This is a genomic window from Serratia sp. X3, from assembly GCF_014982455.1.
GTDB classification, from domain to species: Bacteria; Pseudomonadota; Gammaproteobacteria; order Enterobacterales; family Enterobacteriaceae; genus Serratia; species Serratia ureilytica.
Map to the genome: position 1 here is coordinate 1,413,279 of NZ_JADCNB010000001.1, position 13,500 is coordinate 1,426,778.

Annotated in this window: 12 protein-coding genes; 5 read left to right on the forward strand and 7 right to left on the reverse strand. The window is 60.4% G+C overall.

Features of this window, described 5'->3' with window-relative positions; translation table 11 throughout:
• Positions 1–44: 44 nt before the first annotated feature.
• Entirely contained in the window at positions 45–1,841 is a 1,797-nt protein-coding gene (locus tag IMX17_RS06545; RefSeq protein ID WP_193549503.1) for a glycoside hydrolase family 3 protein, read from the reverse strand.
• Between the two features lie 366 nt (positions 1,842–2,207).
• Between IMX17_RS06545 and tus the strand changes: the two genes are divergently transcribed.
• A complete protein-coding gene (gene tus / locus IMX17_RS06550; protein WP_046898446.1) occupies positions 2,208–3,146 on the forward strand; it encodes a DNA replication terminus site-binding protein in 939 nt (312 codons plus the stop codon).
• Here the strand turns inward: tus and IMX17_RS06555 are convergent.
• The 3 genes from IMX17_RS06555 to IMX17_RS06565 all read right to left on the reverse strand — a co-directional run bounded on the left by IMX17_RS06555 (position 3,136) and on the right by IMX17_RS06565 (position 5,176).
• On the reverse strand, positions 3,136–3,504 hold the full coding sequence (locus tag IMX17_RS06555; protein ID WP_193549504.1) for a VOC family protein: 369 nt from the start codon (positions 3,502–3,504) through the stop codon (positions 3,136–3,138). The genes tus and IMX17_RS06555 overlap by 11 nt on opposite strands.
• A gap of 90 nt (positions 3,505–3,594) precedes the next feature.
• Entirely contained in the window at positions 3,595–4,284 is a 690-nt protein-coding gene (locus IMX17_RS06560; RefSeq protein WP_046898447.1) for a YafY family protein, read from the reverse strand.
• 1 nt (position 4,285) lies between these two features.
• Positions 4,286–5,176, reverse strand: coding sequence for a LysR family transcriptional regulator (locus IMX17_RS06565; RefSeq protein WP_046898448.1), 891 nt, complete (start codon positions 5,174–5,176; stop codon positions 4,286–4,288).
• A 102-nt stretch (positions 5,177–5,278) separates the two neighbouring features.
• Between IMX17_RS06565 and IMX17_RS06570 the strand changes: the two genes are divergently transcribed.
• Positions 5,279–5,944, forward strand: a complete 666-nt coding sequence (locus tag IMX17_RS06570) for a peroxiredoxin-like family protein (protein WP_182264541.1) — start codon at positions 5,279–5,281, stop codon at positions 5,942–5,944.
• A 49-nt stretch (positions 5,945–5,993) separates the two neighbouring features.
• On the opposite strand, the gene fumC is transcribed toward IMX17_RS06570, so the two are convergent.
• Both fumC and IMX17_RS06580 read right to left on the reverse strand, forming a co-directional pair.
• Entirely contained in the window at positions 5,994–7,391 is a 1,398-nt protein-coding gene (gene fumC / locus IMX17_RS06575; protein ID WP_089197008.1) for a class II fumarate hydratase, read from the reverse strand.
• Positions 7,392–7,620: 229 nt separating this feature from the next.
• Positions 7,621–7,956 carry a hypothetical protein gene (locus IMX17_RS06580; protein WP_227414467.1) on the reverse strand — a complete coding sequence of 112 codons (336 nt, stop codon included), beginning with the start codon at positions 7,954–7,956 and terminating at the stop codon, positions 7,621–7,623.
• A 472-nt stretch (positions 7,957–8,428) separates the two neighbouring features.
• Here IMX17_RS06580 and manA point away from each other — a divergent pair, with 472 nt between their 5' ends.
• Both manA and IMX17_RS06590 read left to right on the forward strand, forming a co-directional pair.
• Positions 8,429–9,607 carry a mannose-6-phosphate isomerase gene (gene manA, locus IMX17_RS06585; protein ID WP_046898452.1) on the forward strand — a complete coding sequence of 393 codons (1,179 nt, stop codon included), beginning with the start codon at positions 8,429–8,431 and terminating at the stop codon, positions 9,605–9,607.
• A 141-nt stretch (positions 9,608–9,748) separates the two neighbouring features.
• Positions 9,749–11,281, forward strand: a complete 1,533-nt coding sequence (locus IMX17_RS06590; RefSeq protein WP_193549505.1) for a YdgA family protein — start codon at positions 9,749–9,751, stop codon at positions 11,279–11,281.
• Positions 11,282–11,325: 44 nt separating this feature from the next.
• Here the strand turns inward: IMX17_RS06590 and IMX17_RS06595 are convergent, their stop codons facing one another.
• A complete protein-coding gene (locus IMX17_RS06595) occupies positions 11,326–12,480 on the reverse strand; it encodes a serine hydrolase (RefSeq protein WP_182264542.1) in 1,155 nt (384 codons plus the stop codon).
• A 102-nt stretch (positions 12,481–12,582) separates the two neighbouring features.
• Here IMX17_RS06595 and IMX17_RS06600 point away from each other — a divergent pair, with 102 nt between their 5' ends.
• On the forward strand, positions 12,583–13,488 hold the full coding sequence (locus IMX17_RS06600) for a LysR family transcriptional regulator (protein ID WP_193549506.1): 906 nt from the start codon (positions 12,583–12,585) through the stop codon (positions 13,486–13,488).
• Positions 13,489–13,500: the final 12 nt, after the last annotated feature.

The window sequence follows — 13,500 nt, forward strand, 5'->3', positions numbered from 1 at the left end:
CGCGACCGGCGTCGCCCTTTCTGACGACGCCGGTGCTTGTCCCATTACCAGCTCAGCCCCGTCCCGCGAGGGAAGGCCACCTTGCCCGTATTGGTTTCCTCATCGTAGTCATGCCAGGTGTTGACCGGCAGTTTTCCGTGCGGTTTGATTTTCCCCGTCAGCACGTGCGCCAAAGCGATCATCGACGGGCCACGCCATACGCCGCTGTCATACCCGTAGTAAGAATAGGTGGCGACGGCTGCATCCACGTTTGCGGCATAGTTCACGATATCGTAAGGCGCGCGCAATGAGAGGTGAACGCGTTTTTTCCCCTGCTCGGCGGCGTATTTCAACCAGCCCGGGTAAGGGCTGCTGTCATTACCCGATCCGGTGGCGGCGGTAACGACGCCATCCTGCTCGGCAGGCGTAAAGCGGGTCGAAAGCGTGCCGAGCAGGAACACGTCGCAATCGGCAATATGCGCCCTGATTTGGGCATCGCTCAGTTCTGTTTCCTTCGCGGCGACGACGTTCTGGTAGCCCTCCTGCGCCATCACGTTAGCGATGCCTTTGGCCTGCTCCCCCCACGGAGTCAGGATAAAATAGCGCAGCGCCTTGTCTTTCAGCGGCAGCAGGCTGTGGCGGTTAATGACCACGGTAATGGAGCGATCGGCGATGCGTTTTTCCAGCTTATGCGCTGAGGACGAAACGCTGCTGGAACAAGGGGCTTCGCGATGCCCCATCAGGTGATGGCGCAATTTGAGGCGCAAAATGCGCTCGACCGAAGCATCGATATCGGCCTCGCTGAGATGCCCTGTTTTCACCCGATCCGCAAGGTAACGAATCAGGTCCGGCAGCAGGTTAGCCTGAGAGGGTGAAGCGATGCTGACAGGCATCAGGGCGATATCCACCCCGGCGGCAAAGACGTTTTCAGCCGCCGCTTGCTGGCTGAAATGCTCGGCAATCGCGCCCATATCCAGCGCATCTGAAATCGTTACGCCGGCATAACCCAGCTCATCGCGCAGGATGCGGGTCTGAATTTCATGCGACATGGTGGCCGGCACCGTGATTTTTTCGCCGCTGCGGGTGTCGATCTGGCGGTTATCCAGCGCGGGGTACTGAATATGCGCAGTCATCACCATATCCGGCGCCGCGCAGCGATCAATGGCCTGTTTGTAAGGGGCGATATCGATGGCAAAGGCCTCTTCCCGCGTGCGATCGACGCGGGGCAAACCGGTATGCGAGTCGGTAGAGGTGCTGCCATGGCCAGGGAAGTGTTTGTAAGCGGTGATAAGCCTTTGCTGCTTCATACCCGCCACCATTTTCTCGGCCAGGCGGGCAACGGCGTTCTTATCATCGCTGAAGGCGCGAACGTTAATCACCGGGTTGAACGGGTTGGTGTTGACGTCCACAACCGGTGCAAAGTTGGTATTGATATGCAACGCGCGCATATCCTGGGCCATCAGCTTACCCTGCTCAACGGCGAGCTGTTTATCGGCGCCGCCCTCAATCGCCGCGGCGAGCGCCATATTGCCGGGGAATGAGGCATAGTCGCCGCGCGGCAGCCGGAAAACGTTACCGCCCTCGTTATCCGTGCCAATGAACAGGCGGATGCCAGCGTGGGTTTTCATCGCGGCATACCAGGCCGTTAACGTATTGATCTGCTGCTTATCTTTCAGATTATTGGCAAACAGGATCACCCCGCCTACATGGTTATCGGTGATCAGCTTGCCAATAGCTTCATCGGGAACGGTCATATCCTGATTGCTGCTACCGTTCCGATCCCAGTAGCGAAAATCCAGCATGATTTTTTGCCCGATCTTCTCTTCCAGCGTCATGTTTTTGACTTTCTGTTTAATATCCACAGTAAACCTCCTGTTAAAGCACCCGTTAATGACAGAAGAAAAGATAACCCCAAGGGCTCATAGCGTCCTGCCATTCTGTTTGTTCCAGCGTTTGGACAACGGCAAACGGGAAATGGATTAAACAGAAGACAAACGAACAGCAAAAAATCCATCAATGAATCAAAACCATAAGAAGACCAGGTTTATTTTCGACAGTCACACTTGCCCGCATGCGTAGCAGACGAGCGAGAGAATTCCCCCTGCTGCCCGCCCTATTTCCTCCTGGTAAGCCGGGCGGGTAGTTAAGCCGAGTATTGCCCCATTGCCGATGTTGCCCCCAGTTCGCTACTCTCCTATAGTATGTTGTAACTAAAATAGGGGCATATGATGAGCAAATACGATGTGATTGGCCGGATGAACGCCTGCTTTACCGAACTGGAGCAAGCCCTCGGCGCATTGCAGCAGCAGATAACCCCGCTGCGGCTGCTGGCGGCGCGGGTGTTCAGCCTGCCGGAGGTAGAAAAAGGCCAGGAACATCAGGCCATTTCGCATATCGCGGTCGAGCAGCATGTGGGGCAAGCGGCGCGCGATCTGGCGCTGGAACACTATCAGCGGCTCTTCATCCACCATAACCGTGAAAATGTCAGCAGCAAGGCCGCCGTGCGCCTGCCCGGCGTCATCTGTCTGGCGGTGGAGCAACCGGAATATCAGGCGCTGCAAACGCAGCTGGCGCTGATCAACCGCCTGAAGGGCGAGCTGGAACAGATTATCACCGTCGATTCCGGCCTGGCGCCGGAGCAGCGTTTCGAATTCGTGCACACCCATTTGCACGGGCTGATTACCCTCAGCGCCTACCGCACCCTCACCGCCCTGACCAATCCCGACTCGGTGCGCTTCGGCTGGGCCAACAAGCACATCATCAAAAACGTCAAACGGGACGACATCCTGGCGCAGTTGGAGAAAAGCCTGAAAACCGGCCGCGCGGTGCCGCCGCACAGCCGTGAACAGTGGGCCGCTCTGGTCAGCCGCGAGATAGACGATGTCAGCCGCCTGCCGCAGCATGCGACGTTGAAAATCAAGCGGCCGGTAAAAGTGCAGCCGATCGCCCGCGTGTGGTATCAGCAGCAGCAAAAACAGGTGCAGCATCCCTGCCCGCTGCCGCTGATCGCCCTGTGTCAGGTTGAAAGCGGCGCTGCGGTGCCGAAGATCGGCGAACTGCTCAACTACGACGCCGACGCGGTGAAGCATCGCTACAAACCCGACGCCAGGCCGCTGCGGCTGCTGGTGCCGCGCCTGCACCTGTATACCGACGGCGCTACTCGCTGAGAGCATATACCCGCAGGCGATGGCCGTCCGGGTCCCGTGCTACGAAGGTGTAGCCGAATTCCATCTCGGTTGGCGTTTGCTCGATAGGCAGCCCGAGCTCGCGCCACTGGTTATAGCGCGCCTCCACTTCTTGCGGATCCTGGCATAAAAAGCCCAGTTCACCGCCGCCGCCGGTCAGCGTGGCGGCGGGTTTTACCCCCTGTTTGGCCCACATCCCGAGCTTGAAGCCGTTGTTGAGCACGAACAGGGCAAAGCCGGGAGAAAGCTCTACCGGCGCCTGCCCCAGCAGGCGTTGATAAAAGGCGGCGCTGTTGAGCGGGTTATCGACGTAAAGCAGGATCATGCTGGGAAGGGTCATCGGTCTGTCCTCTGGGTGATGGGAACCGGTTGGTTCCCGATAGGCACAGACTAAAGGAGGCGACTGACAGTTTATGGCAGCAGCGTGTCGTTATTGTTCCGCAATGCCTTCGCTCAACCGCCACTCTTTCAACAGTCGCCGCCGGCCATGCGGATAACGCTGTTCCAGCGGCGTGGCGGCCTGAATGCGATCGAGGCGAAAATGACGAAAGGCCTGGCGCAACTCACACCAGGCAACCAGCATCTGGAACCGATCGAAAAAACCCAGCGCAAAGGGCCACAGCAGCCGTTCGCTGCGCTGCCCCGCCAGGTCGAGATAGTCGATATGCAGCTTGCGCTCGCGGCGGATGCTGTCACGGATTAACACCCGCATTTCATCCGCCACCGGCGGCGACTGAGCCGGTGCGATAAGCAGCGTGTTGGCCTCCAGCTCCTCCCGCAGCGCCGTCGGCAGCACCGCGGCGATCTTGGCCAGCGCCTGGCCCGCGGCGCTCGCCAACTGGCTGTCGCCGCGGCGGCTGACCCAGCGCATGCCCAGCACCAGCGCTTCAATTTCCGCTTGCGAGAACATCAGCGGCGGCAGCATAAAGCCGGGGCGCAGCACATAGCCGAGCCCCGCTTCGCCGACGATCTCCGCTCCCTGCTGCTGCAGCGTGGCGATATCGCGGTACAGCGTGCGCATGCTGATGCCCAGCGTCTGCGCCAACGCATGGCCCGCCACCGGATAGCGGTGGCTGCGCAGCAGCTGCATCAGATCGAGTAAACGTTGTGCACGCGACATATCATCGCTCCCTGCATAACGCGGTTTGGACAAAGTCGGCAAAGGCCCGCGCCTTGGCCGAGACGAAATGGCCGCCGGGGAACACCGCCCACAGCGCCAGCGGCGGCAGTTGCCAGTCCGCTAATGCCGCGACCGCGGCTCCGCTTTGCAGCTCGCTGCGGAACATGCCTTCGCTGGCGACGGTGGCGCCAAAGCCCGCCAGCACCAGCTCGCGTACGCACTCCGCCGCGTTGACCCGCATGCGCCCCGGCAACCGTAGCGCGCGCTGTTCCCCTTCGCGGCTGAAACGCCACTGCTCGCCGCCGCCCCGGCGATGGTAAATCACCATCTCGTGCTGCAACAGATCTTCCGGTCGCTGCGGCATACCGGCAGCGGCAAAATAACCGGGCGTGCCGATCACGCATTGCTTGACCTCACCCAGCTTGCGGGCGGTAAAGCCGGAATCCTCCAGCTCGCCGACGCACAGGGCTATATCGATCCCCTCTTCAATCAGCGAAAGGTTGCCGTCATCCAACAGCAGATCGACGTTCAAACGCGGATTGGCGCGCATGAACGCCGTCAGATCGGGCAAGGGAACGATACGGGCGAACACCGCCGCCGAAGCCACCCGCAGCCGGCCGCTCAGCGTTTCGCCGGCGTTCTGCACCAGCGCTTCGGTCTCCGCCAGCTCGTTCAGGATGCGCCGGGTGCGTTGATACAGCTGCCGCCCCGCATCCGTCGGCTGCAGGCCATGGGTCGAACGCAACATCAGGCGCGTACCGAGCTGCTGTTCCAGACGCGCCACCGCTTTCGAGACCGCCGGTTGCCCCACGTGCAGCCGCCGCGCCGCCGCGGTGAAGGAGCCGCTCTCGTAAACGCAGGCATAGGTTTCGTAATCGGCAAATTTGCCCATGACATTCCTTGATGGAATAACGGTTAGCATTTATTGCAGTCTACACGCGCCATTCTGGAATGGGCAAGATGAGCGCACCTCTCATTCCCGTCAGGAGTACGCATGACACTGCAAGACACACTCGATGCCTTCAAAGCGGCATTCGAAGCCGACCAACTGCCGTTCAAACTCGCGGCGCAAGATCACGCGCTGATGCGTGAGGCAATCCAGGCGCAGATCGCGTCGGGCATTGCCGAACGCGCCCTGACGATCGGCGACGCCGCGCCCGCCTTTACCCTGCCGGACAGCGAAAACCGGCCATGTTCTTCCTCGGCGCTGTTGGCAAAGGGACCGCTGGTCGTCAGTTTCTATCGCGGGATCTGGTGCCCCTACTGCACGCTCGATCTGCAGGCGCTGCAGGCCACACTTCCCGCCATTACGCAACGCGGCGCGCAGCTGTTGGCAGTTTCGCCGCAAAACGCGGCGCATAACCGCCAGGCCGCGCGCGATCACGCTCTCACCTTTCCGCTGCTCAGTGATGCAGGCAATCGTCTGGCGGCCCAGTTCGGCCTGCGCTACCGCCTGCCGGACGCGCTCATCGCCCTCTATCAACAACGGCTCGGCCTCGATCTGACGCAGTTTAACCAGGATGACAGCTGGACGCTGCCGCTGCCGGCGCGATTCGTCATCGCCCGCGATGGCCGTATTGTCTACGCCGAAGCGCACGCCGATTACACCCGGCGGCCGGAGCCGCAGGCGCTGTTGTCGGTGCTGGAAGGATTGGCCTGATAAAGACGGGGCGCAAACGCGCCCCGTTAAGAGATGGTGATGAATGCGGTTACTTCTGCATGCTGCCGACCATCGCCTCCGGGCGCACCCATTCATCGAACTGCGCTTCGGTCAGATAGCCGAGCTTCAGCGCTGCGGCTTTCAACGTCAGCCCTTCCTTGTGCGCTTTCTTGGCGATTTCCGCCGCTTTGTCATAACCGATATGGGTGTTGAGCGCCGTCACCAGCATCAGCGATTCATTCAGCAACTGGGTAATGCGATCGCGGTTCGGTTCGATGCCCACCGCGCAGTGCTCGTTGAAGCCCTGCATACCGTCGGCCAGCAGGCGGATCGACTGCAGGTAGTTGTGGATCACCATCGGGCGGAACACGTTCAGCTCGAAGTTGCCGGAAGCGCCGCCGATGTTCACCGCCACGTCGTTGCCGAGCACCTGCGCGCACAGCATGGTCATCGCTTCGCACTGGGTCGGGTTGACCTTGCCTGGCATGATGGAACTGCCCGGCTCGTTCTCCGGGATAGAAATCTCGCCGATGCCGCAGCGCGGGCCGGACGCCAGCCAGCGCACGTCGTTGGCGATCTTCATCAGCGAAGCCGCCAGCCCTTTCAGCGCGCCGTGCCCCTGCACCAACGCATCGCAGGTCGCCAACGCTTCGAACTTGTTCGGCGCGGTGACGAACGGCTGATGGGTCAACTCCGCCAGCGCTTTAGCGACGCGCACCGCGTACTCCGGGTGGGTGTTCAGGCCGGTGCCGACCGCCGTGCCGCCCAGCGCCAGCTCGGCGATGTGCGGGATGCTGTCTTCGATGTGTTTCAGATTGTGCGCCAGCATCGCCGCCCAGCCGGAGATTTCCTGGCCCAGGGTCAGCGGCGTGGCGTCCTGCAGGTGTGTGCGGCCGATTTTGACGATGTCGCGGTAGGCTTCGGCCTTGTCGCTCAGCGTCTTGTGCAGCACTTTCAGCTCGGGGATCAGGTGCTCGCGCAGCGCAATCACCGCCGCCACGTGCATCGCGGTGGGAAACACGTCGTTGGAGCTCTGACTTTTATTGACGTCGTCGTTCGGATGCACCTTGCGCTCTTCACCGCGCACGCCGCCCAGCAGCTCGCTGGCGCGATTGGCCAACACTTCGTTCATGTTCATGTTGGTCTGAGTGCCGGAGCCGGTTTGCCAGATGGACAGCGGGAACTGGTCGGCATGGCTGCCCGCCAGCACTTCGTCGGCAGCGTTGATGATGGCGGCGCCCCGCTCGGCCGGCAACAGCCCCAGATCCACGTTCACCTGCGCGGCGGCGCGCTTGGTCAACGCCAGCGCATGGATCAGCGCGGTCGGCATCTTTTCGGAGGAAATGCGGAAATGCGCCAATGAGCGCTGGGTCTGTGCACCCCACAGCTTGTCGGCCGGTACTTCGATGGGGCCCATGGAGTCTTTTTCAATACGAACGCCTGCCATCATTGTCTCCTTAGCATAATTCCTAAAATTGTAGGGTTAGGCCGACGCGCTACCCCCCGTCGGCACGCATTCCCAGTATAGTGACATAATAACTATTCGCATTAAGAGAGTTATCTCACAGCACGATTCATCTCTTTTACCCATTCATGACGCGGTTATTTGCCGTCGGTTAACCCGCGCCGAAATAAAGGCGAAGAAAGAACCGGGATAATAAACGCGGAGATGAAAATTAACGCGCGTGACGTGAATTAAAATTATTGATGCGCTGCGCCTGTAAGTGATTGAGTTCATCGATCCGCTGCTGTTGTAAATGATTGTTCTCATCGTAGGCATCCTGCCGTTCATTATGGCGATACGCCCCGGTCGCCACCGCGCCGGCAGTGAGCGCCAGCGGATGCGCCACGGGTGCAGTCACGGCGGGAAGCGTGACCGGTGCGGGCGCAACGACGATCGGCGCCGGCGTTATCACCACGGCGCGCGGGGCCACGTAGGGATAGGTGACGATCACCGCCCCTGGGCCGCCCCGGTGCAAAGCCCCAACAACAGCCACCATTTTTTCATGCAACAGACCTCTCATTTCGTTAAATCGACTCGTTAACGGCTACGGTAAAGCGGTCTGTCGTTCAGGATTAAGCTCGGCGTGTGACCGCCCGACTTGGCGCAAAAATAATAATAAGAGAATGGCTCAGAAGGTAAAAAATAAATTCCGCCGACATAATTTGACATGCCGATAAATAAATAATGACGCAGAAAGCCTGCGCTGTCGGCAATAATTTCTTTCCCTCCAATCTACGATCGATTGGCGGATTTGCCGGGCTCTCTTGAGGCCGGTGCGCCATTTGAGACGCCGATCGTTATCACGCTATACTCTGGCCGCGTGACCGGACGCAACCTTATCCGGCGTTGTTTTGATCGCGCCCATGAGAGTTCCTGCCGACGCGGGCGTATGATGGTTGTCGGCACAGATGAAGCGAATCTTATAAAATCAGTAAGTTATTGCCATTAGTGCGGCAATGACGCAAAGGACGTTTATCGACATGCAAAAAATGACCAACGCGGTACAGAATTACGCCTGGGGCAGCCACGATGCGCTGACCCGTCTTTACGGCATCGCCAACCCGGATAATCAGCCGATGGCCGAACTGTGGATGGGCGCGCATCCCAAGAGCCCTTCCCGCGTGCCCGGCGCCGATGGCGCACTGCGTTCGCTGCGCTTTCTTATCGATGAAGACCAGCCAAAGCAGCTGGGCGCTGACGTCGCCAGCCGCTTTGGCGAGTTGCCGTTCCTGTTTAAGGTGCTCTGCGCCGATCAACCGCTGTCGATCCAGGTCCACCCGAGCAAAGCGGCGGCCGAGATCGGCTTCGCGAAAGAGAACGCCGCCGGCATCCCGCTGAGCGCCGCCGAACGCAACTATAAAGATCCCAATCACAAGCCCGAGCTGGTCTTCGCCCTGACGCCGTTCCTGGCGATGAACGGCTTTCGCGAACTGGCCGATATCGTCTCCCTGCTGCAACCGATCGCCGGCGCGCACCACGATATCGCCACCTTCCTGCAGCAGCCGGACACCGCCCATCTGTCTACCCTGTTCGCCAGCCTGTTGACGATGAGCGGCGAGCAAAAGTCGCTGGCGCTCGGCGTGCTGAAAGCCGCGCTCAACAACCAGCAGGGTGAACCCTGGGATACCGTGCGCTTCATCGCCGGTTTCTATCCGGACGACAGCGGTCTGTTCTCACCGCTGCTGCTGAACGTGGTGCAGCTCGCGCCGGGCGAGGCGATGTTCCTGTATGCAGAAACGCCGCACGCCTACCTGAAAGGCGTGGCGCTGGAGGTGATGGCCAACTCGGATAACGTGCTGCGCGCCGGCCTGACGCCGAAATTTATCGACGTACCCGAGCTGCTGGCCAACCTGCAGTTCCGCCCGCAGCCGGCGTCCGGCCTGCTGACCCAACCGGAGCGGCGCGGCAACGAACTGTTCTTCCCGATCCCGGTGGAAGATTTCGCCTTCTCGCTGCACGATTTGACCGCCGCGCCGCAGGCGCTCGCGCAACGGAGCGCGGCTATCGTGTTCTGCGTCAGCGGCGAAGCGACGCTGGAAAAATCCGGGCAGCGCCTGACGCTCAAACCGGGTGAATCCTGCTTTATCGGCGCCTTCGAATCGCCGGTCAACGTTAGCGGCAGCGGCCGTATCGCCCGGGTTTATAACCAACTGGCCTAACCGTTGATAAATTTCAGCAAATTGCTTGCTGAAAGCGAGAGCTGCCCCCACAATTAAACGCCTGCGGGCGTTTTTTGTCGGCCCACATTTGCCCCCTCCCTCGCAACGGAGGGTTATAAGAAAAAAGGATGAAACAGAGCTATGAAAAAATCGTTAGTCGCTGTCAGCGTCATTGTCGTTCTTGGCGCAGCATGGACCGGGGCATCCTGGTACACCGGGAAACAGATCGAGCAGCACATGGGCGAAGTCGTCGACAACGCCAACGGCCAACTGAAAGCCTACCTGCCGAAAGCCGGCGTCAAGCTGAGCTATGAAAATTACCAGCGCGGCCTGTTCAGCAGTAAAGTGCGTTATGTGCTGCGTTCCGACGGCACGGATACCAGCGAAAACGCGGCGCTGAAAGCCGGTGAAGAAGTGGCTTTCCTGGAAACCATCGATCACGGTCCGTTCCCGTTCGCGCAGCTGAAAAAATTCAACCTGCTGCCGAGCATGGCGTCGGTGCATACCGAGCTGGAAAACACCCCGGCGGTGAAAGGCCTGTTTGAAACCACCAAAGGCAAATCGCTGTTTACCGCCGATTCGCGCATCTCGTACAGCGGCGATACCGCGTCCACCATCGACTTTATCCCACTGGACTACCAGAAGGATAAATCTTCGCTGAAATTCAGCGGCGCCACCATTGACGCCGACGTGTCCCGCGATCTGAAAAAAATCGCGCTGGACGCCAATAGCGACACTATCGTGTTCGCCAGCCCGAACGAATTCGGCCAAAACGAGCAGATCACCTTCCAGGGCTTCAACCTGAAAGGCAACAGCAACGAAAGCAAGTTCGGCGTCAAGCTCGGCGATCAGACGATGACCCTGAAACAGTTCAAACTGACGATCGACGGTAAAGACACCGTGGCGTTGGACGGTTTCAATCTGGTGAGCAAGTTCGGCGAGCAAGGCAGCAGCAATATCGGCGGCCAGATCGATTACACCATGGACGCGCTCAAGGTGCAGGGCAACGACTTCGGTGCCGGTAAACTGACGCTGAAAATCGACAACGTCGACGGCAAGGCGCTGAAAGACTTCTCCGACAGCTACAACCGCCAAACCATGGCGCTGCTGCAGCAGGGCGAGAACCTGGATCCGGACGTCTACGAACAGCAGACCTCCGAGATGCTGCAAAAGAACCTGCCGCTGCTGCTGAAAGGCAACCCAAGCCTCAGCATCGCCCCGCTGAGCTGGAAAAACAGCAAGGGTGAGAGCATCTTCACACTGGATCTGGCGATGACCGATCCGAGCAAGGCCGCCTCCCCGGCACAGTCGCCGGATCAGCTGATCGCTCAGGCGGTTAAAAAGCTGGATCTCAGCCTGACCATTCCGGAAGCGATGGCTACCGAAGTGACCGCGAAGACCGCCTTGTTGCAGGGTTACAATGAGGAAGACGCGCAGAAACTGGCGCAGCAGCAAGTGCAGGGCCTGGCGGCCATGGGTCAGATGTTCAAGCTGACCACCCAGAAAGACGGCGTGATCGCGAGCAAGTTCCACTACGCTGACAATCAGGTTGACCTGAACGGCAACAAAATGTCGCTGCAGGAGTTCATCGGCCAGTTCGCCATGCTGGGCGCCCCGGCGGAAGACGCTGAACCGGCGCAGGAAGCGGAACCCGCTCCGGCACCGGCGCAGTAATCGCCTGAAAACCTAACAAGGGCCCCCTGCGGGGCCCTTGTTATTTACGCCGCATAAACCGCATCGCGGATCTGCTGCGGGTAGCGGCCGCACATGCCCTCAAATGCGGTATTGGTCAAGACGACTACGCTCAGCTGCGCCTCTGGATCAAAGAACCAGCTGTGGCCGTAAACGCCGCCCCAGGTCAGGGTACCGACATGCTGCGGCGTCTGCGCAGCGTCTGGATCCACCAGCAGCGCGCCGCCAAAGCCGAAGCCCCAGCCCGGCCCTTGCGTTTGCGCCTCGGCGCCGACGTGCGGGTGACGCAGCAACGCCACCGTATCCGGTTGCAAAATGCCCTGCCCACCGCTGCGCAGCGCCTCCACCAGCTTCAGCACATCGTCGGCATCGCCGACCATGCCCGCGCCGCCGGAGGGATAGGCTCCGACGTTAAGCGCGCGCGCCGGCGAGAACGTCACTTCTCCCCCCGCCATGCCTTCCGGCAAGGCGATCCGCACGCCTTCCGGCATGCGCCGCGGCCCCTGCGGCGTATTGTAATAAGGCGTCGCCAGGTTAGCGGCATGGGTCGCATGGAACGCGGTATTGCCGAGCCCCAGCGGCCGCGCCACCCATTCGACAAACAGCTGCGGCAGCGACATGCCCGTCACTCGCTCCAGCACCGCGCCGAGCACGTCGATCGCCAGCGAATAGTTGAAGCGCGCGCCCGGTTCCGACAGCAACGGCGCCTGTGCCAACAGCCGCAGGTTTTGCTCCAGCGTCAGCGTCGACAGCTCCACGCCGTCCTGAATGCCCAACCGATGATACACCCCCGCCGGTGGCTGATTCAGACGATAGTCCAACCCGGCGGTATGGCTCAGCAAATGACGAATGCGGATCGCCGGGCACCGGCCGTCGGCCAGCGCCGGGGTAAACCACGGCAGCCAGTCGCTGACCGCATCGTCAAGGCTCAGCTTGCCTCGTTCAATCAGGCGCAGCGCCGCCAGCGTGGTATAGGGTTTGGAAACCGACGACAGCCGAAACTGCGTTTCTCGCCGCATCGGTTGCCGCGCTTCGCGATCGGCATAACCGGCCGCACCGGCGTAGCAAATTTCACCCCGCTGCGCCACCAGCACCACGCTGCCGACGATGCGCCCTTCGGCCATCGCCTGTTGATCGATCGCCGCGATCCGTTCTGTTAACGCCCGTTGTTCTGCCGACATGATTTTTATCTCGCTGAGGGAAAGTAAAATCAGTCTAAAACGTTCGTCATAAATTAAAATAAGGCATAATTTAATGAATCATTAAGCACAGGTTATTGATAGATGAGTTCACTCCTGCAGCTGCTGCCCTATTTCGAAGCCGTCGCGCGGCTGGGCAACTTCACCCGCGCGGCCAACCAACTGGGCGTCACGCCGCCGGCGGTGTCGCAAAACATTCAGGCGCTGGAGAATCAGCTGGGGGTGCGCTTATTCCACCGCACCAGCCGCTCGGTGCGTCTCAGCGACGAGGGCCGACTGTTTTACCAGAAGGTCTCGCCGGCGATGAACCAGATCGACGTGGCGGCGGACGACGTGCGCGCCCTGGGCGCGCAGCCGGCGGGTCTGCTGCGCATCACGTTGCCGCAGTTGGCCGCTTCGCTGCTGGTAATGCCGCACCTGGCGGAGTTTCAGCGGCGCTATCCCGAAGTGCAGCTGGAGCTGTTTACCGAAGACCGCTTTTCCGATCTGGTGCTGGGCAATTTCGATGCCGGCATTCGCATGCACGCCATGCTGCAAAAGGACATGATCGCCGTGCCGATCGACAACGGCCAGCGCCGGGTGCTGGTCGCCTCACCCGATTATCTGACGCGTTGCGGCGCGCCGGCCACGCCGGACGATCTGCTCGCGCACCATTGCCTGCGCTACCGTTTTCCCGGCAGCGGCAAATTGGAGCCCTGGTATTTCAGTCGGCACGGCGATGAGCGGGCGCTGGACGTCAGCGGCAGTTTGATCTTTAACGAAGATCGGCTGATCAAGGATGCGGCGTTGGCGGGCCTGGGGATCGCGCAACGTTTTCAGGGCACGGTGGTGCAGGAACTGGCGCAGGGCGATCTGGTGGAAGTGCTGCCGGAGTATGCCAGCGAGGCATCGGGATTTTTCATCTACTTTCCCGCCGGCAGGCATCTGCCGCTCAAGCTGCGCGCCTTTATCGATTTCATGCGCGAGCGGCGAGAGCAACAGCACCGGTAACAGGGGCGCCCC

Bases quoted from the DNA above. Each gene is read 5' to 3' on its own strand.
- tus (WP_046898446.1), top strand. From the start codon at position 2,208: ATGAGCAAATACGATGTGATTGGCCGGATGAACGCCTGCTTTACCGAA.
- IMX17_RS06555 (WP_193549504.1), bottom strand. From the start codon at position 3,504: ATGACCCTTCCCAGCATGATCCTGCTTTACGTCGATAACCCGCTCAAC.
- IMX17_RS06560 (WP_046898447.1), bottom strand. From the start codon at position 4,284: ATGTCGCGTGCACAACGTTTACTCGATCTGATGCAGCTGCTGCGCAGC.
- IMX17_RS06565 (WP_046898448.1), bottom strand. From the start codon at position 5,176: ATGGGCAAATTTGCCGATTACGAAACCTATGCCTGCGTTTACGAGAGC.
- IMX17_RS06570 (WP_182264541.1), top strand. From the start codon at position 5,279: ATGACACTGCAAGACACACTCGATGCCTTCAAAGCGGCATTCGAAGCC.
- fumC (WP_089197008.1), bottom strand. From the start codon at position 7,391: ATGGCAGGCGTTCGTATTGAAAAAGACTCCATGGGCCCCATCGAAGTA.
- manA (WP_046898452.1), top strand. From the start codon at position 8,429: ATGCAAAAAATGACCAACGCGGTACAGAATTACGCCTGGGGCAGCCAC.
- IMX17_RS06590 (WP_193549505.1), top strand. From the start codon at position 9,749: ATGAAAAAATCGTTAGTCGCTGTCAGCGTCATTGTCGTTCTTGGCGCA.
- IMX17_RS06595 (WP_182264542.1), bottom strand. From the start codon at position 12,480: ATGTCGGCAGAACAACGGGCGTTAACAGAACGGATCGCGGCGATCGAT.
- IMX17_RS06600 (WP_193549506.1), top strand. From the start codon at position 12,583: ATGAGTTCACTCCTGCAGCTGCTGCCCTATTTCGAAGCCGTCGCGCGG.